This window comes from Streptomyces sp. SX-6 (assembly GCF_059089585.1).
In genome coordinates, this window is record NZ_JBTHHU010000044.1 from 16,376 (window position 1) to 36,244 (window position 19,869).

The 19,869-nt window shown below is 73.8% G+C and carries 18 protein-coding genes; 7 read left to right on the forward strand and 11 right to left on the reverse strand.

Translation table 11 applies throughout. From position 1 onward, the window contains the following. Positions 1–90: 90 nt before the first annotated feature. Both ACV530_RS33075 and ACV530_RS33080 read left to right on the forward strand, forming a co-directional pair. On the forward strand, positions 91–663 hold the full coding sequence (locus ACV530_RS33075; protein ID WP_494336389.1) for a helix-turn-helix domain-containing protein: 573 nt from the start codon (positions 91–93) through the stop codon (positions 661–663). A gap of 29 nt (positions 664–692) precedes the next feature. Beyond that, positions 693–1,235: a YbaK/EbsC family protein gene (locus ACV530_RS33080; RefSeq protein WP_494336429.1), complete on the forward strand. Its 543-nt coding sequence runs from the start codon at positions 693–695 to the stop codon at positions 1,233–1,235. A gap of 11 nt (positions 1,236–1,246) precedes the next feature. Here ACV530_RS33080 and ACV530_RS33085 read toward each other — a convergent pair whose 3' ends face one another. Together ACV530_RS33085 and ACV530_RS33090 are read right to left on the reverse strand one after the other, a co-directional pair. Then, positions 1,247–1,741: a GNAT family N-acetyltransferase gene (locus ACV530_RS33085; protein ID WP_494336390.1), complete on the reverse strand. Its 495-nt coding sequence runs from the start codon at positions 1,739–1,741 to the stop codon at positions 1,247–1,249. Then, a complete protein-coding gene (locus ACV530_RS33090) occupies positions 1,738–2,151 on the reverse strand; it encodes a CoA-binding protein (RefSeq protein ID WP_494336391.1) in 414 nt (137 codons plus the stop codon). The genes ACV530_RS33085 and ACV530_RS33090 overlap by 4 nt, the downstream gene beginning before the upstream one ends. Before the next feature lie 57 nt (positions 2,152–2,208). Between ACV530_RS33090 and ACV530_RS33095 the strand changes: the two genes are divergently transcribed. The 4 genes from ACV530_RS33095 to ACV530_RS33110 all read left to right on the forward strand — a co-directional run bounded on the left by ACV530_RS33095 (position 2,209) and on the right by ACV530_RS33110 (position 8,564). Beyond that, positions 2,209–2,835, forward strand: a complete 627-nt coding sequence (locus tag ACV530_RS33095; RefSeq protein WP_494336392.1) for a YigZ family protein — start codon at positions 2,209–2,211, stop codon at positions 2,833–2,835. A gap of 161 nt (positions 2,836–2,996) precedes the next feature. Beyond that, on the forward strand, positions 2,997–4,235 hold the full coding sequence (locus ACV530_RS33100; protein WP_494336393.1) for an MFS transporter: 1,239 nt from the start codon (positions 2,997–2,999) through the stop codon (positions 4,233–4,235). Between the two features lie 127 nt (positions 4,236–4,362). Further along, on the forward strand, positions 4,363–5,526 hold the full coding sequence (locus ACV530_RS33105; protein ID WP_494336394.1) for an exonuclease SbcCD subunit D: 1,164 nt from the start codon (positions 4,363–4,365) through the stop codon (positions 5,524–5,526). Next, a complete protein-coding gene (locus tag ACV530_RS33110; RefSeq protein ID WP_494336395.1) occupies positions 5,523–8,564 on the forward strand; it encodes an AAA family ATPase in 3,042 nt (1,013 codons plus the stop codon). The genes ACV530_RS33105 and ACV530_RS33110 overlap by 4 nt, the downstream gene beginning before the upstream one ends. A gap of 14 nt (positions 8,565–8,578) precedes the next feature. Here the strand turns inward: ACV530_RS33110 and ACV530_RS33115 are convergent, their stop codons facing one another. The 6 genes from ACV530_RS33115 to ACV530_RS33140 all read right to left on the reverse strand — a co-directional run bounded on the left by ACV530_RS33115 (position 8,579) and on the right by ACV530_RS33140 (position 15,633). Beyond that, the gene (locus tag ACV530_RS33115) at positions 8,579–9,211 is read right to left on the reverse strand and encodes a hypothetical protein (RefSeq protein WP_494336396.1); all 633 of its coding nucleotides are present in this window, start codon (positions 9,209–9,211) and stop codon (positions 8,579–8,581) included. A 55-nt stretch (positions 9,212–9,266) separates the two neighbouring features. After that, entirely contained in the window at positions 9,267–10,154 is an 888-nt protein-coding gene (locus tag ACV530_RS33120) for an ATP-grasp domain-containing protein (RefSeq protein ID WP_494336397.1), read from the reverse strand. A gap of 20 nt (positions 10,155–10,174) precedes the next feature. Then, positions 10,175–11,860, reverse strand: a complete 1,686-nt coding sequence (locus ACV530_RS33125) for a DUF885 domain-containing protein (protein ID WP_494336398.1) — start codon at positions 11,858–11,860, stop codon at positions 10,175–10,177. 49 nt (positions 11,861–11,909) lie between these two features. Beyond that, positions 11,910–13,259, reverse strand: a complete 1,350-nt coding sequence (locus ACV530_RS33130; RefSeq protein ID WP_494336399.1) for a GNAT family N-acetyltransferase — start codon at positions 13,257–13,259, stop codon at positions 11,910–11,912. 80 nt (positions 13,260–13,339) lie between these two features. Beyond that, positions 13,340–14,707: a dihydrolipoyl dehydrogenase family protein gene (locus ACV530_RS33135; protein ID WP_494336400.1), complete on the reverse strand. Its 1,368-nt coding sequence runs from the start codon at positions 14,705–14,707 to the stop codon at positions 13,340–13,342. A gap of 74 nt (positions 14,708–14,781) precedes the next feature. Further along, positions 14,782–15,633, reverse strand: coding sequence for an alpha/beta fold hydrolase (locus ACV530_RS33140; protein WP_494336401.1), 852 nt, complete (start codon positions 15,631–15,633; stop codon positions 14,782–14,784). 199 nt (positions 15,634–15,832) lie between these two features. Here ACV530_RS33140 and ACV530_RS33145 point away from each other — a divergent pair, with 199 nt between their 5' ends. Then, positions 15,833–16,567 carry a GntR family transcriptional regulator gene (locus ACV530_RS33145; RefSeq protein ID WP_494336402.1) on the forward strand — a complete coding sequence of 245 codons (735 nt, stop codon included), beginning with the start codon at positions 15,833–15,835 and terminating at the stop codon, positions 16,565–16,567. 39 nt (positions 16,568–16,606) lie between these two features. Here ACV530_RS33145 and ACV530_RS33150 read toward each other — a convergent pair whose 3' ends face one another. From ACV530_RS33150 to purB, 3 genes are all read right to left on the reverse strand, one after another. Then, complete coding sequence (locus ACV530_RS33150) at positions 16,607–17,773, reverse strand: ROK family protein (RefSeq protein ID WP_494336403.1); 1,167 nt, start codon at positions 17,771–17,773, stop codon at positions 16,607–16,609. Between the two features lie 78 nt (positions 17,774–17,851). Next, positions 17,852–18,394: a G/U mismatch-specific DNA glycosylase gene (gene mug, locus ACV530_RS33155; protein WP_494336430.1), complete on the reverse strand. Its 543-nt coding sequence runs from the start codon at positions 18,392–18,394 to the stop codon at positions 17,852–17,854. Further along, the gene (gene purB / locus ACV530_RS33160) at positions 18,391–19,824 is read right to left on the reverse strand and encodes an adenylosuccinate lyase (protein WP_494336404.1); all 1,434 of its coding nucleotides are present in this window, start codon (positions 19,822–19,824) and stop codon (positions 18,391–18,393) included. The genes mug and purB overlap by 4 nt, the downstream gene beginning before the upstream one ends. Between the last annotated feature and the right edge of the window lie 45 nt (positions 19,825–19,869).

Genomic DNA, 19,869 nt, shown 5'->3' on the forward strand with positions numbered 1-19,869 from the left:
AACCTCGCAGTACAGTGTGATGAATGCTGGAGCGCACCACACTGTAGTGCAATCTGCTTGACTGTCTCATCGAATATCTTGGACGGGAATGTGACGGACCTCGATCAGCTCACCCAGTCGCTCGCCCGCAACCTCAAACACTGGCGCAACGAGCGCCACTTCACGCTCGACGCCCTCGCGGCCCGTTCCGGGGTCAGCCGCGGCATGATCATCCAGATCGAGCAGGCGCGGACGAACCCCAGCGTCGGCACCACCGTCAAGCTCGCCGACGCGCTCGGCATCAGCATCACCACCCTCCTCGATTACGACAGCGGCTCGAGGGTCCGGCTCGTGCCCGAGGAGCAGGCGGTGCGCCTATGGACCACCGAGGCCGGCAGCCACACCGCGCTGCTGGTGGGGACGGACACCCCCGGGCCGCTCGAACTGTGGGACTGGCGCATCGAACCCGGCGACAGCAGCACCTCGGACCCGCACCCGGCGGGCACCATGGAACTCCTGCGGGTCACGGCCGGAGAGCTCACGCTCGTCGTCGACGGCGAGGAGCACACCGTGCCCGCCGGCACCGCGGCGACCTTCGAGGCGAACGTCCCGCACACCTACCGCAACGACGGGGAGCGGGCCGTCGAGATGACCATGGTGGTGGCCGTACCGCCCCTGCGCTGACATAGGTTGGGGCCATGACGAGAACGCCGATGGACGCCTTCGACGATGTCCGCCCCGCCCTCGAGCGCCTGGACCTGCTGGTGCCGCCGGTCGCCGACGCGATCCGGGCCTGGCGCGGGCCGGTCCCCGTCGAGGAACTGCGGCACGTGGACACCCCGCCGGAGAAGGCCGACACGGCCGTCCTGGTGGAGCACTACGGGGCGTGGCTGCTGGAGCAGTCCGCCAACTGCGTGGTCATCGCGGCCAGGCGCGGCGGCGACACCACCCTCGCCGCCTGCCTCGTCCCCGGCCACACGCGCGCGGACGTCAACGGCGTCGTACGCCGTCATCTCGGCGCGCGCAAGGCCTCGTTCGCGCCCCTCGACGCCACGGTCGAGGCGACCGGCATGGAGTACGGCGGCATCACGCCGATCGGCCTGCCCGCCGACTGGCCGCTGCTGGTGGACTCGGCGGTGGCCGACGCCCCGTACGTGCTCATCGGCAGCGGCAGCCGGCGCGGCAAGCTCATCGTGCCGGGCAAGGCGCTGGCCGAACTGCCCGGCGCCACCGTGCTCGACGGGCTCGCCGCCTGACGCTGGACCGGCTAGACCGCCTTCACCCGCCTCGACACGTCGAGCGACAGGGCGGTCGAGTGCTCGGCGAAGCCGAGGCTCCGGTAGAGGTGTTCGGCGTCATCCGTCGCGTGCAGATCGACGCGTGTGACGCCGTGCCCGGCGAACCAGTCGAGCAGCGCCTCGGTCGTCGCCCGTGCGAACCCCCGCCCCCGGTAACCGGGATCCGTGCACACGTTGAAGACGAAGCCGAACCGCCCCGTCGGATGACCGGGCGCCGGCAGCCGCTCCTCGATCCGCCCCACCGCACACGCGGCCAGACGCGGCCCCTCCGCGGCGGGGCCGCCGTCCACGACGAACGCCCCGAGCACCGGATCCGGTACCGCGAGCTGACGCCGCATGACCTCCTCCGCGGCGCCCTCCCAACCGCCGCCTGTGTCATGGGCGTTCATGGCGGTGAACATCGCGCGGCGCAGCCGTATGACCTCGGGCGCGTCCTCGGGGCGCGCGGCGCGTACGGCCGTCACGGCCGCCCCAGCCGGGGGAACTCGATCGCCGGGCAGCGGTCCATCACCATCGACAGCCCCGCCTTCCGCGTCCGTTCGTACGCCTCCTCGTCGATGACGCCCAGCTGGAACCAGACCGCCTTCGCGCCGACCGCGACGGCCTCGTCCGCGACGGCCCCCGCGAGCTCGGATCTGACGAACACGTCGACCACGTCGACGGGAAAGGGAATCTCCGCCAGCGAGGCGTACCCCTGCTCCCCGTGCACCGCCTCGGCCTTCGGGTGCACGGGCACGATGCGCTTGCCGTGACGCTGCAGCACCTCCGCGACGCCGAACGCCGCACGCTGCTCGTTGGACGACAGGCCGACCACCGCCCAGGTGTCGCCGCTCTCTTCGATGATCTTCCGGATGATCCCCGGTTCCGCGTACATGCCCGCTCAACGTGCGGGCCTGCAAGAGCATTCCCGAACTCCGCATAGGCTTGCGGGATGCAGGACGAGTACCGCACGGTGGCCCACGAGGGCGTGCACGAGATCGAGATCAGCAAGTCGCGCTTCATCTGCGCGCTCGCGCCCGCCGCTACCGAGGAGGAGGCCCAGGCCTTCATCGCGCGCATCCGCAAGGAGCACCCGTCCGCCCGGCACCACTGCTTCGCCTACGTCCTCGGCGCCGACGGCTCGGTCCAGAAGGCGAGCGACGACGGCGAACCCGGCGGAACCGCGGGGGTGCCCATGCTCCAGATGCTCGTGCGTCGCGAGGTGCGGTACGTCGTCGCCGTCGTCACCCGCTACTTCGGCGGCATCAAGCTCGGCGCGGGCGGGCTCATCCGCGCGTACGGCGGCGTCGTCGGCGAGGCGCTCGACACCCTCGGCACGGTGACCCGGCGGCGCTACCGCCTGGCGACGGTCACCGTCGACCACCAGCGGGCGGGCAAGCTCGAGAACGACCTGCGCGCGACCGGCCGGGCGGTGCGGGACGTGAGCTACGGAGCGGCCGTACGCATCGGGATCGGGCTGCCGGACGCGGACGTGGAGGCGTTCCGGGCCTGGCTGGCGGACGCCACCGCGGGAACGGCGGTCCTCGAACTCGGCGGCGAGGCGTACGGGGACGCCTGACGACCGCCGGCGCCACCGCCACGGCAGGGCGCCGCGGGGTGGCCGAATTCGGGGGTGGGCGCAAAAGATCTTGGTTGTTACGCTCGTCGGGTGAACGCGGTCAAGGAAAGATCCGGGCCCTCTGAAAGGCTCGTCGCCGCCGTCGGTGCCGGGATCCTGCCATGACGTCTCCGGACGGCCCCACGAACAGCGGCACGGCGGGCGGTCCGCTCGGCCGGTCGCTGATGGTCGTGCTCACCCTGGCCTGTGCGATCACCTCGTCCAACATCTATATCAACCAGCCCATGCTGACCGATATGGCGAGCTCCTTCGGGGTCTCCGAGGGCGCGATGGGCTCGGTCCCGACGGCCACCCAGTTCGGCTACGCGCTCGGCATCCTGCTGCTCGTCCCGCTCGGCGACACCCGCGACCGCCGGAAGCTGATCCTGTCCCTGGGGGCCGCGACGACGGTGGCGCTGGCCGCCGCCGCGCTCTCCCCCGACCTCACCGTTCTCACCGTCGTCAGCTTCCTGCTGGGCGCACTGACGCCGATTCCGCAGATCGTCGTCCCGCTCGCCGTGGCGCTTTCCGGCTGCGGGGCCAAGGGCCGGGTCGTCGGCGTCCTGCAGGGCGGCCTGCTTGTCGGCCTGCTCGCCTCCCGCGCCTACGCCGGGGCGATGGCCGATCTGGTGGGCTGGCGCTGGGTGTACGGCTGCTCGGTCGCGCTGATGACGATGTTGCTGGTGCTGCTGTTCTTCGCGCTGCCCAAGGGCATCACCGGCAGCGCCGCGATGTCTTATGGCGATCTGCTCAGGAGCCTGCCGGAGCTGTTCGGCGGCAGTCCGCTGGTGCGCCGGGTCTGTATGTCCGGGGCGCTGGTGGGCGTCTCCTTCGGCGCCTTCTGGACGACGCTCGCCTTCGTCCTGCAGGACTCCTACGGCTACGGTCCGGGCGTCGCGGGCCTGTTCGGCCTGGTCGCCGCGGCGAGCGCGCTCGGGTCGCCGCGGGCCGGCCGGCTGGCCGACCGCAAGGGCGGCCGTTACGCCCAGACGGTGCTGCTGGTCGTCTCGCTGGCCGGCTGGGCGGCACTCGCGGGGGGCAAGGACTGGCTGGTCCTGATGGTGCTCGGCGTCGTCCTGCTGGACGTCGGGGTGTGGGGCAACCAGGTGGTCAACCAGGCCATGCTCTTCAAGCTCGAGGCAGGGCAGCACAGCAGGCTCAACACCCTTTACTTCACCACCCGTTTCCTGGGGATCGCGACGGGCTCCCTCATCGGCTCCCAGATCTGGAACACGGGAGGGTGGTACGCCGTCGCCGTCCTCGGCGTCGGGGCACTGCTGCTGGCCGCGCCGATCCTGTGCACCACCCGCGACGCACGGCCCGCAGCCGCCGCCCAGGAGGCCGGCGCCCGGGCCCGCTGACCGCGTGTGGTGACGGACCGCGTTCCGTCCGGTGCTGATGTGGCCGGTGCCGACATCGAGTACCGTGCTGGGTCGGTGCTGGCCGAGAGTGCGGAGGAACAGAAATCATGCAGGTCGGAGTCCTGTCGTGAGATTCCTGCACACCTCCGACTGGCACCTGGGCCGGTCGTTCCACCGCGTGAGCCTCCTCGAGGCCCAGCGCGGCTTCCTCGACCACCTCGTCCGCACCGTGCGCGAGCACGAGGTCGACGCCGTGCTCGTCGCCGGTGACGTCTACGACCGCGCCGTACCGCCCCTCCCCGCCGTCGAACTGTTCGACGAGGCACTGCACCGGCTCGCGGAGCTCGGGGTGCCCACCGTGATGATCTCCGGCAACCACGACTCCCCGCGCCGGCTCGGCGTGGGCGCCGGGCTCATCGGGCGGGCCGGGATACACCTGCGCACCGACCCCGCCGGGTGCGGAGTGCCCGTCGTCCTCGCCGATGCGCACGGGGACGTCGCCTTCTACGGGCTGCCCTACCTCGAACCCGCCCTCGTACGCGACACACTGGGCGCCCAGGGCACGTCTCACGCGGCCGTCCTGCGGGCCGCGATGGACCGGGTACGGGCCGACCTCGCGGAGCGGCCCGCCGGGACCCGGTCGGTGGTGCTCGCCCATGCCTTCGTCACCGGGGGCGAGCCGAGCGACAGCGAGCGCGACATCACCGTCGGCGGCGTCGCCTCCGTGCCCCTCGAGATCTTCGAGGGAGTGGACTACGCGGCCCTCGGGCACCTCCACGGCTGCCAGACCCTCGCCGAGCGCGTCCGTTACTCCGGCTCCCCGCTCGCGTACTCCTTCTCCGAGACGGACCACCGCAAGACCATGTGGCTGGTCGACCTCGGCGCCGGCGGAGCGGTGACCGCCGAGCGCGTCGACTGCCCGGTGCCCCGCCCGCTCGCCCGTATCGGCGGACGGCTCGACGAACTGCTGGAGGACCCGGCCCTCGAGCGGCACGCACACGCCTGGGTCGAGGCGACCCTCACCGACCCGGTGCGCCCCCGCGAACCCATGGCCCGGCTCGCCCGCCGCTTCCCGCACGTGCTGAGCCTCGTCTTCGCGCCCGAGCGCGCCCCCGAGGATCCGCTCGCCTCCTACGCCACGCGGCTGCACGGCCGCACCGACCAGCAGATCGCCGAGGACTTCGTGGCGCACGTCCGCGGCGGGCAGGGGCCGGACGAGACCGAGCGCGCCGTGCTCACGGAGGCCCTCGACCACGTACGGGTCGCCGCCGGGGACGAGGGGCACGCATGAGGCTGCACCGGCTCGGGCTCACCGCCTTCGGTCCCTTCGGCGGCACACACCACGTCGACTTCGACGAACTGTCGGGCGCCGGTCTCTTCCTGCTGCACGGACCCACCGGCGCGGGCAAGACCTCCGTCCTCGACGCCGTCTGCTACGCCCTCTACGGCGGCGTCCCCGGCGCCCGCCAGAGCGGCGGGACCGCCCTGCGCAGCGACCACGCCGCACCGGACGTCCTCACCGAGGTCGTCCTCGAATTCACCGTCGGCGAACGGCGGTTGGAGATCACCCGGCGGCCCGAACAGTTCCGCCCCAAGAAGCGGGGCACCGGCCTCACCCGGGAAAAGGCCCACAGCACCCTGCGCGAGCGCACCGCCGACGGGCGGTGGCAGGGCAGCAGCCGCTCCCACCAGGAGATCGGCGAGGAGATCAGGCAACTGCTCGGCATGAGCCAGGAGCAGTTCTGCCAGGTCGTCCTGCTGCCCCAGGGCGACTTCGCCCGCTTCCTGCGCGCAGAGGACGACGCCCGCGGCAAGCTGCTCGGCAAACTCTTCGACACCAGCCGCTTCCGCGCGGTCGAGGAACGCCTCGCCGAGCTGCGCCGCGCGGCGGAGGCACGGGTGCGCGCGGGGGACGAGCAACTGCTCGCCCTGGGGCACCGGATGCGGCAGGCCGCCGCCGACCCGTCGCTGCCGGAGGTGGGAACTCCCGCGCCCGCCACGGCCGCCGGCGCCGCACCGGCGCTCGTCGCCGGCGAACCCGGGGTGGCCGAAGCGGTGCTGGAGTGGGCGGCCCTGGCCCGTACCGGCGCGAGCGAGCGGCGCGACATCGCCGCGGCCGGACTCCGCACCGCCGAACGGAACCACGACGCCGCCCGGCGGCACACCGATGACGTACGCGAACTGGCGGGCCTCCAGCGCCGGTACGCCGACGCCCGGCAGCGCGCCGACGCGCTCGAGGAGCACCGCGCCGCGCGGGACGCCGACCGCGAGCGGCTGGAGCGGGCCCGCGCGGCCGACTCCGTCGCACCCGCCCTCGAGCTGCGCGACGAGGCCGAGCAGGTCCACCGGGCCGCGGCGGCCGCCGAGCGGGACGCCCGTGCACAGCTGCCCGCCGAGTACCAGGAGGCGGGCGGAGGCCAACTGGCCGCCCTCGAGCGCACGTTCCGCGAGGAACTCGGTGCCCTGGCCGCCGCCCGTCGCGCCGAGCCGCAGGCCGACGCCCTCGCCGCCGACATCGCGCGCCTCGAGCGCGAGACGCGCGGCGCCGAGGAGGCCCGGGCCGAGGACGCCGCCTGGCTCGCCGAGTGGGAGACCGGGCGCCGTACCCGCCAGGAGCGTGTGGACCTGGCACAGAAGGCCGCCACCCGGGTCGAACAGCTCGGTGCCCAGGCCGAGTCCGCGCTGCGGCGCCTCGAGGATGCCCGCCGACGCGACACCCTCGCCGGGCAGGCCGAGGCCGCCGAAGGCATCCTGCTGCGCGCCCGCGAGGACGCGGCGGCCGCCCGTGAGCACTGGCTCGACCTCAAGGACCGCCGCCTGCGCGGCATCGCCGCCGAACTGGCCGCCGGGCTGCGGGCCGGCACACCGTGCGCCGTCTGCGGCGCCACCGAACACCCCGCCCCCGCCCGCCCGGCCGACGGGCAGGTGGACAGCGTGGCGGAAGAAGCCGCCCTGGACGCCTCCCAACAGGCCGACACCGTACGCGAGAAGGCCGCCCGGCACCTCCATGACGTGCGCGAAAACCTCGCCGCCGCCACAGCCGCCGCCGGTACGGCCACGGCCGCCGAACTGACCGGCCTCGCCGACGAGGCGCACCGCTCCCTCGACCGGGCGCACCGCGCCGCCTCCGACCTCCCGGCCGCCCGCGAGGCACTCGACGCCGCCGAGCGCGAATGCGAGCAGCGGCGCGGAGCCCTGCAGGAGGCACAGCTGCGCATCGCCGGCCACGCCTCCCGCCGGGAACAGCTCGAGCGCGAACTGCACACCCTCACGGCCGAGTTGGCCGAGGCGCGCGGGGGAGCGGCGACGGTCGCCGAACGCGCCGCGCTGCTGGAGAGGCAGGCGGCGCTGCTGGCCCACGCCGCCGAGGCCGTACGCACCGCCGAGAGCGCGGCGACGCGGCTGAAGGAGGCCGACGCACGGCTCGCCGACGCCTCCTACCGCGCCGGGTTCGCCACCCCGGCCCTCGCCGCGCACGCACTGCTGGGCGCGGTCGCGCAGCGCGAACTGCGCGACCGGCTCGAGCGGCGGCAGCGCGACGAGGCCGCCGGCCTCGACGAGCTCGACGACCCGGCGGTGCCCGACGCCGCCGGCCGGCCCCCGGCCGACCCCTCGGCCGCCCACGCGGCCGCCGAGGCCGCCACCCGCGCGCTGCGGGACGCCGCGGCGCGCGACGCAGCCGCCCGTGAGCGCTGCGCGGAACTCGACAAGCTGTCCGGCCAGGCCCTCAGGGACGCCCACCGGCTCGCCCCGCTCCGCGAGGAGCACCACCGCGTGGCCCACCTCGCCACGCTCGCCGCCGGTACGTCCACCTCCAACGAGCGGAGGATGCGCCTGGAGTCGTACGTCCTCGCCGCCCGGCTGGAGCAGGTCGCCGCCGCCGCGACCGCCAGGCTGCAGCGCATGTCCGCGGGCCGCTACGCCCTCGTGCACTCCGACGCCCGGACCGGCGGACGCGGGCGCTCCGGCCTCGGCCTGCACGTCATCGACTCCTGGACCGGCAGCGAACGCGACACCGCCACGCTCTCCGGCGGGGAGACCTTCTACGCCTCCCTCGCCCTCGCCCTCGGCCTCGCCGACGTCGTCACGGACGAGGCGGGCGGCACCCGGCTGGACACGCTCTTCATCGACGAGGGGTTCGGCAGCCTGGACGAACAGACCCTCGACGAGGTCCTGGACGTCCTGGACTCCCTGCGCGAACGCGACCGTGCGGTCGGCATCGTCAGCCACGTCGCCGACCTCCGCCGCCGCGTCCCGGCCCAGCTCGAGGTCGTCAAAGGCCGCTCGGGATCGGCCCTTTGCCACCGGACGGCGGGGACGGACGGCTGAGGCCTCACCGCCGTTCACATCACCGAGGCGCTCTCCAGCACCGCGTCGACCTCCTGGCTCCGCTCCGTCGCGGACGGCCGGCTGATGCCGAGGAGGAACGCCGCGCGGTCGTCACGCGCCGCGACGACTGTCATCCGGAGGTGGGCCGTGCCGCCATGGCCGTCGCGCACCTTCATCGCCACCGTGTGCGCCGGGCGGTCGCTCACCGTCGTTGCCCGGGACTCCTCGACCGCCGAATTCCCGTCGGGGTAGAAGAACACGGCGTTCGACCGGGCCGCTCTCTCCGCCTCGCGCCTCAGCGCGGACTGCGGCAGGGCCCTGACCGGGCCGGTGAGGACGGTGGCGTAGCTCCGGCTGCCGGTGTCCTTCGCGCCGATGGCCGAGGTGAAGGCGGAGATCAGCCGCTTCTTGCTGGGCTCCCAGCCTTCGGGCACCGCGTAGGAGAGTCCCGTCGCACCGTCCGTGACCCGTGGCCGACCGGCCAGCGACGAGCCGTCCTCGTCGGTCAGCCACCAGGCGGCTCCTCCGGCGAGCACGAGGACGAGCCCGGCGACGAGGCCGGCCACCACCATGCGGCGGCTTCCCGGACGCCTGGCCGGGGGCAGGGGTGGGCAGGGCGGCTGGCTGGGGAGAAGTGGCGTGGTCATGCCCCCAGCATCCGGGCCGGGAGCGGCTCGGCCCTGAGCACGCGTACTCAGCTCGCTACTCAGATGCGTACGGGCCTGCGTACGCGTCGGCCAGCGCCTCCAGCAGCCGCACCGGATCGGCTCCGCGCGGCAGTTCGCTCACCTGGCCGTCGCCGACCTCCACGACCCGCCACACCCCGTCCTCGCGCAGCGCGAGGTCCGTGGTGACGAACCGGCAGCCGAGCGCGGCGATATACGGCGCCACCTCGCCGAGCGGCGGCTGCGGCAGGCGGTCGGGGCTGTCGGGGTGCGCGGTGGTGAGGGCCGGGGTGCCGTCCACCCACCACACGCGGGCCTCGCTCGCATCCGGGAAGTGCTCGAAGGCGCGTATCACCACACCGCCCGCGAGGAAGGAGCCCTGCAGTTCCACGAGCCGGGCGGACACGGACGCCAGGCGGTCCGTGTCCGCGAGGTCGGGCACGTAACAGGCCTCCTCCCACTCGTGCTTGCGGGACTTGACGAAGTCCTTCACGACCGCCGGGCCACCGCCCAGCGGTGCCGCACAGACCGCGAGCTCCTGCCGGGAGGGGGCCGCGCCCGGCCCGGCCGGCAGCCAGACGCTCCGCGGGGTGAGCGGCGCGAACGTGGCGTACCAGCCCGGCAGTTCATGCGCCCGGCGATAACGGTCCGCCGAGGTCGCCGCCCGCACCCCGCGGGCGGCGAGTGCCTCTGTCAGCGCGGCGTACTGCTCCGAGGGCATCATCCACCCTCGGTACCACGCCGCTCCCGCATCGCGCGGCACCCCGGCGACGGCGGCGTCCGCGTCCCCGGCGAGCAGGGCGTCGTGGTCGACCAGCGCGACCCGCAGCCCCAGTTCGCGCGCGGCCTTCGCCTCGTGCGCGAAATGCGGGTCGGCGCGGCGGGGGTTGAGCGGGTCGCGGCACAGGAGGAGCAGGGGTTCCATGGCCGGAACCCTACGCGGCGTCAGAGCGCGGAGAGTTCGGCCACCAGGTCGTCGAGGCCCAGCGAACCCTGCGAGAGCGCGGCCATGTGCCACGCCTTCGCGTCGAAGGCGTCGCCGTGCGCCGCACGGGCCGCTTCCCGGCCGGTCAGCCAGGCGCGTTCGCCGAGCTTGTAGCCGATGGCCTGGCCCGGCATGCCCAGGTACCGCACCAGCTCGCTCTCGACGAAGTCCGCGGGGCGGCTGCTGTGCAGACCGAAGAACTCCTGCGCCAGCTCCGGCGTCCAGCGCTCCCCGGGGTGGAAGGGGGAGTCCGCGGGGATCTCCAGCTCCAGGTGCATGCCGATGTCGATGATGACGCGCACGGAGCGCATCATCTGCGCGTCCAGATAGCCCAGCCGGCGCTCGGGGTCGCTCAGGAAGCCCAGCTCGTCCATGAGCCGCTCCGCGTACAGCGCCCAGCCCTCGGCGTTGGCGCTGACCATGCCCACCGTGGCCTGGTACCGCGAGAGGCGGTCGGCCACGTGGGCCCACTGCGCGAGCTGGAGATGGTGGCCGGGCACGCCCTCGTGGTACCAGGTGGACACCAGGTCGTACACCGGGAAACGGGTCTCGCCCATGGTCGGCAGCCAGGTGCGGCCGGGACGGGAGAAGTCCTCCGACGGCGCGGTGTAGTACGGCGCCGCCGCGCTGCCCGCCGGGGCGATGCGGGACTCGACGCGCTTGACGCGCTCGGCGAGGTCGAAGTGCGTGCCGTCCAGTGCCTCGATGGCCTCGTCCATCAGGCTCTGCAGCCAGTCCCGCACTTCCTCGACGCCCTCGATGTGCGTGCCGTGCGCGTCCAGGTGAGCCAGCGCTTCCCACGGGGAGCCCGCCCCGGGCAGGACCTTGCCGGCCTCCGCGCGCATCTCGCCCAGGATGCGGTGGAATTCGGACCAGCCGTAGGCGTACGCCTCCTCGAGGCTGATGTCCGTGCCGTTCCAGTAGCGCGCCCAGACGGCGTACCGCTCGCGGCCGGCCACGTCCGGGGCGTCCGCCACGGCCGGGGCGTAGACATCCCGCAGCCAGTCGCGGACCGTGGCCAGTGCCGCCGCGGCGACGGCCGCGGCCTCGTCCAGCTCGGCGCGCAGCTCCTTCGGACCCTCGGCGACGAAGTCCGCGAACCAGCCGGCGCCCGTGTCGATCCACTCGGCCAACTGCTCGAGCACGGTGGCGACTTGGCGCGGGCCGCCGGGCAGACCGCGCTTGAGGCCCTCGGCGAGGGAAGCCTGCCAGCCCTCGAGGGCGGCGGGCACCGCGCGCAGCCGCCGGGCGATCGCCGCCCAGTCCTCGGTGGTCTCCATGGGCATCAGGGTGAAGATCTCCCGCACCGCGTGCAGGGGACAGTGCATGTTGCTGATCGCGCGCAGCGGCTCACCCGACTCGTGCACCGCCAGCTCCGCGGTCAGCCGCTCGCGCAGCAGGCGGGCGCAGCGCCGCTCGATATCGCTCTCCGCGCCCGGCCGTTGCTCGGCCTCGGCCAGCCGCTCCAGCGTCGTGCGTGCCAGGCCGGCGAGGGCCTCCTGCCCCGCGGGCGAGTAGTCGGGCAGTTTCGAGGAGCTCGCCGCCACTCCCAGATAGGTGCCGGTGATGGGGTCGAGTTCGACGAGGGCGTCGACATAGGCGTCGGCGACCTGGCGGGGCAGCGGGGCGCTGGTGGTGTTCGGCATGTGTACATCCTCGTACGTGCGGTGCCGCCGCGTCATCGGGGGTCGGCCCTCAATCGCCCCGGACCCGTGACCCCGACGTCGCCCGGACCGGGGCGAGCCGTGCCGTGATCACCAGTGTGCCCTCCTCCACCTGATAGTCGAGCGGCAGGTCCAGGGCGCGCATCGCCGCGACCATGCCGGTGTTGGAGGACCGGGTGACGGCGTAGACGCTCTCACAGCCCGCCTCGCGCGCCATGCCCACCAGCCGGGCCAGCAGTTCGCCGCCTACCCCGCGCCGCTGCCACGCGTCCTCGACGAGCAGTGCCACCTCGGTCTCCTCGCCGTCCCACAGCAGATGGCCGAGCCCCACCAGGCGGCCCGAGGCCGTGCAGGCGGCCAGGGTGCGGCCGAAGCGCGGGCTGAGCAGGTGGCCGAGGTAGCGGTCGGCGGCCCGGACGTCCCGTACGGGTCCGTGGTAGCGCAGCGCCAGCGTCGCCGGGGTGCACCGCTCGTGCATGGCGCGCGCCGCCGCGAAGTCGCCCGCGCCGGCCCGGCGGATGGTGATCGCGTTGCCCTCGGGCAGCGTCAGCACGTCGCTGTGCCGCGGCGCGCGGGGGCCCAGACGCGCCTCCAGCTCCACCAGGGCCCGGGCGCGGGCGAACTCGGTGGGGGTGAACGGCAGATGAGGGCGCTCGATGGTGATCGCACCGCCGGACGGGTCGCGCAGCCGCATCACGCTCTCCTCCCAGGCGCCCTCCGGCGGTATGTCGCAGGCCGTGCCGGACGGCGTCGAGCGGATCGTGCAGCGGCCGAGCAACTGCCGCAGTGCCAGGGGGAGTTCGGCCGTGTCCAGGGCGATGCGGGTGGCGAGGGCGAGCACCCGGGCCGGGGCGTCCACGAGGTCGTGAGCGTCCGCCCGCTCCAGCCAGGTCCCGCTTCCGCCGCCACTGGCGGCGGCCCGGGTCAGCTCGGCGGGCGCCAGCGCGGCCGGGGCGCGCAGCAGCAGCTCGTCCACCGTGCCCTCGGCGAGCGGGTGGGTCTGCAGGGAGAGGATGTCGACGTCGCGGTGGGCCAGGGCCAGGCACAGCGCGGCCAGGCTGCCCGGTTCGTCCCGCACGGTCGTCCGCATCCGCCACAGCGCCGTGCCGCCCGCGTCGCGCGGGTTGCCGCCGGACGGCCGGGAGAGGGGCTCGGAGTCCCGGCGGCGCTGCCGGCGCGCCCACCAGGTGTGGATGCCGGCAGCGGCGAGCAGCGCGGCGGCGGAGCCGACGAGCAGCATCGGGCCCTGGGGCACGTGCGCCACTGTGTTGGCCGCACAGTCGGCGGCGGCCACGGCGGTGAAGAGGGCGGCCAGTTCCGTCAGTTCCCGCCGCCAGTGGTGGGGGCGGCGGGTGTACTGCGCGGGGGTCTCGTCCGTCATGCCGCCCACCCTGGCGAAGCGGTGTTGCGTGATCACGAACGGCCTGTGTCCGACGGGTTAAGTCCGCCTTGGTGGAATTGTCACCCTGATTCCGCAAGATCGCGCAGGGCGTCCTCCACGCCCCGGTGGAAGGTGGGATAGGCGTAGATCATGTGCCGCAGCGAGGCGACCGGCACCTCTGCCTGGACGGCGACGGCCAGCCCGTAGAGCACCTCACCGCCCATCGGCCCCGCCGTGGTCGCCCCGACGAGCACGCCGCGGGCGGCGTCCTCGACCAGCTTCACCAGGCCCGCGTTGCCCGCCTTGTGGATCCAGCCACGCGCCGAGGCGGGCACGCGGGACAGGCCCGTACGTACGTCGAGCCCCCGCTCCTGGGCCTGACGTTCCGTCAGGCCGACCGCGCCGACCTCCGGGTCCGTGAACGTCACGCGCGGCAGCGCGCGGTAGTCGGCCTCGGGCCCCGGATCGCCCAGCACGGCGCGGACCACGATCTCCGCCTCGTACATCGCCACATGGGTGAACACCCCGTGCCCGGTCACATCGCCCACGCCCCACAGGGCCGGTGCCGCCAGCATCTGCCCGTCCGTCCGCAGGGCCCGCGCGGACGGGTCCAGGCCCACGGTCTCGAGGCCCAGTGCGGAGAGATCCGGCCGGCGGCCGGTGGCCACCAGCAGCCGTTCCCCGGTCAGTTCCTCGCCGTTCTCCAGCGCCAGCGTGAACATGCCGCCCTCGTGCCGCGCCGCGGCCACCCGTGCGCCCGTCCGCAGCGTCAGGCCCTCCGCGCCCAGCACCTCGGCCAGCAGCGCGCCCGCCTCGGGCTCCTCGGCGGAGACCAGCCCGTCGAGCGCCTCCACGATGGTGACGGCGGTGCCGAACCGGGCGTAGACCTGGGCGAGTTCGACGCCGATCGCGCCGCCGCCGAGCACCAGCAGCGAGCGCGGCGGCTCCTTCGCGGCGATCGCCTCCCGGTTCGTCCAGTACGGCACGTCCGCCAGGCCGGCCACCGGGGGAGTCCACGGGCGGGAGCCGGTCGCGATCACCACGCCGCGCCGCACCTCGAACGTCTCGTCGCCGACCGCCACCCGGCCCGGGCCGGCGAGCCGGCCCCGTCCGCGCACCAGGCGGCCCCCCTTGCCGGTGAAGCGGTCGGCCGCGACCTTGTCGTTCCAGTCGTCGGTCGCCTCGTCGCGGATCCGGGCGGCGACCGGTGCCCAGTCGGCGGCGACCTGCGCCGCCCCCGCCATGCCGGGCACGCGCCGCGCCTCCGCCAGGAGGTTCCCGGCCCGGATCATCATCTTGCTCGGCACGCACCCCCAGTACGGGCACTCGCCGCCGACCAGTTCGGCCTCCACACCGACCACGGCCAGCCCGGACTCCGCCAGCCGCCCCGCCACATGCTCGCCACCGGGGCCCATGCCGATGACGACGACGTCCACCTGCTCGGCCATCCCTTGCCTCCCTGCTCTCCGGGGGCCTCCCTGCCAGGATGCCCCCGGGGCCGGGCGCGCGCGACGGCGCCTCGTCAGCGCGTGGTGTCGAGGGCGACGCGCGTGGTGTCGAGGATGACGCGGGCCACGAGGGCCGGGTCGTCGTTCATCGGCACATGGCCGCAGCCGGGCAGGCGCACCAGCCGGGCCCCGGGGATCACGTTCTTGGCGCGTATGCCCTGTCGGCGCAGCAGCACCCGGTCCCTGGTGCCCCAGCCGATGGTGACGGGAATGTCCGGGATATCGTGCGCGAACAGCGTCGTCTGCCCGGCGGCGAGGGTGGCCTCGAACCCGGTCGCCTCGCGCAGCGCCTGGGTCTCCGCTGCCACCGCCTCCGGCGACCGTCTGCCGGGACGGGCGTAGATGGCGCTGGTCATCGCCGCGCGGCCCGCGGTCGTACGGGCCAGCCGGGCCGCGGTCTCCGGCGGCAGCAGCCGGGCGCCGTAGCGCATGCCGCTCAGCACCATGAAGGCGTAGAGGCGTTCGGGGTTGGTCCAGAATCCGGCCGGGGACAGTGCGGTGACGGACCGCGCGAGCCCCGCGTGCCCCAGTTCCAGGGCGATCAGGCCGCCGAGCGAGTTGCCCGCGATGTGCGGGCGCTCCAGGCCCAGCGCCCCGAAGAACGCGCGGATCGTGGAGCGCACGCCCCGCAGGTCGTAGGCGACGCCGTCGGGGAGCGCGGGGGAGAGGCCGAAGCCGGGCAAGTCGATGGCGATGACGTCGCGTTCGGCAGCGAGGGCGCCGATGACCGGGTCCCAGGCCTGGAGATGATGACCGATGCCGTGCAGCAGCACCAACGGCTCGCCGCCGCCGACCCGTTCGTACACCACCTCGGCCGTCCGCGGCCCGGAAGGGGTGTCGAGGGGGAAGGAGATCTTCTCGGGCATGAGCGCACTCCGGGTCATCCGCGGCCGACAGTTACTGGACAGGATGTCAGCAACGGTTACCGATCGGTAGAGCGTCGGTGGGACGATCCCCGGGCCCTGCATTGGTCTTGACCAAGTGGGCACACCGTCCTATGGTCACAGGCATACTGCAACAACCTTTAATAAAGAAGCGCGCGAAAAGAGCTTGCGGAGGATCAGGGTGGGGACCACGCAGTCGGCGACGGTGCCGGAACCGAAGTACTGGCACCTGAAGACCGTGCTCAGCGACGCGCTCGACTCCGAGTTCGCGGTCGGCGAGATCCTGCCCAACGAGCGTGAGCTCGCGGCCCGTTTCGGCGTCGCCCGGGCCACCCTCCGGCAGGCCCTCGAGCAACTCGAGCTGGAGGGACGGCTCCAGCGCCGCCGTGGCGTCGGCACCACCGTCGCACCGCCCCGCATGGGCGTGGCCGTCGGCGACCCCGAACACGCCTGGCCCGGCACGGCCGCCGACTCCTGGCAGCCCGTCGACTGCACCGAGGCGGCCCCGCCCCACGTGGTGGCCCGGCTCCTCGGCACGGAACAGGGCGAGACCGTGCACACCGTGCGCCGCAGCCGCAAGACCCACGGCCAGCCCGTGGCCGCCGAGTTGCTGTACGTACCGGGGGACAGCGTGCCCGCGCTCGCCGGACTCGGCGCGCTCCCCGCGACGGCACGCGCCCGTGCCGTGCTCCGGGAACTCCAGCAGCTCCAACTGGAGGGCCAGGACCGGGCGGTGGAGCTCGGCTCGGCCCGCGCCGACGACGCCAAGCAGCTCGACCGGCTGCCCGGCGCGCCCGTACTGATCGTCACCACCCGCTACTTCGCGGGCGGCCGCACCGCGGCCGTGGCCATGGCCACCTACCGGGCCGACACCTGCCGCCTCACCTTCGGAGACGTACGGCTGCTCGTCGGCTGAACCAAGGGCCCGCGCCGACCCACCGGACACCCCCTGCGCTCAGCGCCGCGCCGTCACCGTGCTCTCGACCGCGAAGAGCTCCGCCTCCACATGGTCGAGAGCCAGCCGCAACGCGCCCGTCGCCACGGCCGAGTCGCCGAGCAGCGACTGCGCCACCCGCGGCGGGCGCAGGCAGTAGCGGGCCAGTTCGGTGCGCAGCGGGTCGAGGACGCCCTCCAGGCCCGCCACCCAGCCGCCCACCACGACCAGTTCCGGATCGAGCGCCAGCACCAGCGCGGCCACATCGTGCACCAGGCGCCGCAGATACCGGTCCACGGCGGCACGCGCCCGCTCGTCGCCCGCCCCGGCCAGCGCGAACACCCGCGCCACCTGCGCCTCGTCCAGCGGGTGCAACGGCTCCCCGGTGGTCGACAGCACCTCCTCCGGCGTGGCCTCCCGGCCCAGCAGATGCAGCGCCCCGATCTCCCCGGCCGCGCCGCCGTACCCCCGGTGCAGCCGCCCTCCGATGAGCGACCCGGCCCCCGGGCTCAGCCCCGCGAGGACGAACACGACGTCGTCGCAGCCGATCGCGGCGCCCTTCCAATGCTCGGCCACCGCGGCCGCGTTGGCGTCGTTCTCCACCAGCACCGGGCAGCGGAACGCGCTGCGCAGCCGCTCGCCGAGCGCCAGGCCCGTCCAGTCGGGCAGTGCCGTCCCGAGCCGGACCGTTCCGCCCGCCTCCACGATGCCGGGAGTGGCCACGCCCACGGCCCGCAGCGCGTCGCACGGCACCTGCGTGCGCTCCAGCAGCGTGGTGACGGTGGTGCGCACCCGCTCCAGCCGCTCGTCCGCCGAAGCCGTCTCGCAGACCTCCGCCGACTCGGCGCCCGTCACCCGCCCGCTGAGGTCCGCGAGCAGCGCGGCGATCCGGTGCGGCCCGATCTCGACGCCCAGCAGATGGCCGGCCTCCACCCGGAACCGGAACCGCCGCGCCGGGCGGCCCTGCCGCCGTGCCGTGCCCTCCTCGGCGGACGCCTCCGCCACCAGACCGCTGCCGATCAGTCCCTCGACCACGCCCTCGACGGTGGGCCGGGACAGCCCCGTCACCCTGACCAGATCGCTGAGCGTGGGTGCCGCCGGGGACCCGGCGGCGCGCAGCGCGTGCAGCACAACGGCCGAATTGATTCGCCGCAGCAGGGACGGATCCCCACCGGTGAGCCGCCCCAACGTCGCCGCCTCCTCGCTTTGCGTGCTCTTTGCGTTCCGGATCGTAGCCGGTGAGCAGGAGGGTGGCGAGGGCGGGAGTCACTCCGGCGCTTCGGCGGCCTCCCGCAGTCGTCCGTACTCCTCGGCCATCGCCGCGAGCGACCAATGCGCGTTGAGACCGCTGGGGTTGGGCAGAACCCATATCCGGGTTGTCCCGAACGTCCGCTCCTGGGCGCCGATTCGTGCCTGTTTCTCACCGAATGCGGCCCGGTAGGCGGTCACGCCCGCGACCGCCAGCCAACGCGGCTTCCACCGCGCCACCTTGTCGGCGAGGGCGATCCCGCCCACGCGGAACTCCTCGGCGGAGAGCTCGTCCGCGCGGGCCGTCGCCCTCGCCACCACGTTCGTGATGCCGAGCCCGTACTCCGGCAGCACCCCCTGCTCCGACGGGTGCAGACGGCGCGGAGTGAAACCGGAAGCGTGCAGGACCGGCCAGAATCGGTTGCCGGGCCGGGCGAAGTGGTGACCGGTGGCCGCCGTCATCAGGCTCGGATTGATACCGCAGAACAGCACGCGGAGGCCGCCCCCGACCACATCGGGAACGATGCGGTCGCGGGCGGCCTCCAACTCGGCGGGCGTCAGAGGATCGCCCCCGGCGCGTACGCGGCGGCCTCCGGGTGGCGCTTGGCGATCTCCTCGATCCGGGAGACCACGGAGGCCACCTGGTCGGCGGCGGCACCGGTGAAGGACAGCTTGTCGGCCATCAGCGCGTCGAGCGCGGCACGGTCCAGCGGGATGCGGTCGTCGGCGGCGAGCTTGTCCAGCAACTCGTTGCGCTCGGCGCCCTGTTCGCGCATGGCCAGCGCGGACGCGACCGCGTGCTCCTTGATCGCCTCGTGCGCCACCTCGCGCCCGACACCCGCCCGCACCGCGCCCATCAGCACCTTGGTGGTGGCGAGGAAGGGAAGGTAGCGGTCCAGCTCACGGGCGACGACCGCGGGGAACGCGCCGAACTCGTCCAGCACCGTCAGGAACGTCTCCAGCAGGCCGTCGAGCGCGAAGAACGCGTCCGGCAGCGCCACCCGGCGCACCACGGAGCAGGAGACGTCACCCTCGTTCCACTGGTCGCCCGCCAGCTCGCCCGTCATCGAGGCGTAGCCGCGCAGGATCACCATGAGGCCGTTGACCCGCTCGCAGGAACGGGTGTTCATCTTGTGCGGCATCGCCGACGAGCCGACCTGGCCGGGCTTGAAGCCCTCGGTGACCAGCTCGTGCCCGGCCATCAGCCGGATCGTCTTCGCCATCGAGGACGGGGCGGCGGCCAGCTGCACCAGCGCGGTCACCACGTCGTAGTCGAGCGAGCGCGGGTAGACCTGGCCGACCGAGGTGAAGGCCTGCCCGAAACCGAGGTGCCGCGCGATGCGCTGCTCCAGATCGGCCAGCTTCGCGGCGTCCCCGCCCAGCAGGTCGAGCATGTCCTGGGCGGTGCCGACCGGGCCCTTGATCCCGCGCAGCGGGTAGCGGCCCAGCAGCTCCTCCAGCCGCCCGTAGGCGACCAGCAGTTCGTCGGCCGTGGTCGCGAAACGCTTGCCGAGCGTGGTGGCCTGGGCGGCGACGTTGTGCGAACGGCCCGCCATGACCAGCTCGGCGTGGTCGGCCGCCAGCTTCCCCAGCCGGGCCAGCACGGCGACGACCCGGTCGCGCACGAGCTCCAGCGACAGCCGGATCTGCAGCTGCTCGACGTTCTCGGTGAGGTCGCGGGACGTCATGCCCTTGTGGACCTGCTCGTGCCCGGCGAGCGCGTTGAACTCCTCGATGCGCGCCTTCACATCGTGCCGGGTCACCTTCTCGCGCTCCGCGATCGAGGCGAGGTCGACCTGGTCGAGCACCCGCTCGTAGTCGGCGAGCGCCGCCTGGGGCACATCGACGCCCAGGTCCTTCTGGGCGCGGAGCACGGCGAGCCACAGCCGCCGCTCCAGCGTCACCTTGTACTCGGGGGACCACAGGACGGCGAGCTCGGCGGAGGCGTAGCGGCCGGCCAGGACGTTGGGGATGCGGGGCTTTGCAGTCACGTGACGGAATCTTACTGGCCGGGGGTCCGGGGGTTGTCCCCCGGG

Bases quoted from the DNA above. Each gene is read 5' to 3' on its own strand.
- ACV530_RS33100 (WP_494336393.1), top strand. From the start codon at position 2,997: ATGACGTCTCCGGACGGCCCCACGAACAGCGGCACGGCGGGCGGTCCG.
- ACV530_RS33095 (WP_494336392.1), top strand. From the start codon at position 2,209: ATGCAGGACGAGTACCGCACGGTGGCCCACGAGGGCGTGCACGAGATC.
- ACV530_RS33080 (WP_494336429.1), top strand. From the start codon at position 693: ATGGACGCCTTCGACGATGTCCGCCCCGCCCTCGAGCGCCTGGACCTG.
- ACV530_RS33090 (WP_494336391.1), bottom strand. From the start codon at position 2,151: ATGTACGCGGAACCGGGGATCATCCGGAAGATCATCGAAGAGAGCGGC.
- ACV530_RS33135 (WP_494336400.1), bottom strand. From the start codon at position 14,707: ATGGCCGAGCAGGTGGACGTCGTCGTCATCGGCATGGGCCCCGGTGGC.
- ACV530_RS33130 (WP_494336399.1), bottom strand. From the start codon at position 13,259: ATGACGGACGAGACCCCCGCGCAGTACACCCGCCGCCCCCACCACTGG.
- ACV530_RS33120 (WP_494336397.1), bottom strand. From the start codon at position 10,154: ATGGAACCCCTGCTCCTCCTGTGCCGCGACCCGCTCAACCCCCGCCGC.
- ACV530_RS33125 (WP_494336398.1), bottom strand. From the start codon at position 11,860: ATGCCGAACACCACCAGCGCCCCGCTGCCCCGCCAGGTCGCCGACGCC.
- ACV530_RS33115 (WP_494336396.1), bottom strand. From the start codon at position 9,211: ATGACCACGCCACTTCTCCCCAGCCAGCCGCCCTGCCCACCCCTGCCC.
- ACV530_RS33110 (WP_494336395.1), top strand. From the start codon at position 5,523: ATGAGGCTGCACCGGCTCGGGCTCACCGCCTTCGGTCCCTTCGGCGGC.
- ACV530_RS33140 (WP_494336401.1), bottom strand. From the start codon at position 15,633: ATGCCCGAGAAGATCTCCTTCCCCCTCGACACCCCTTCCGGGCCGCGG.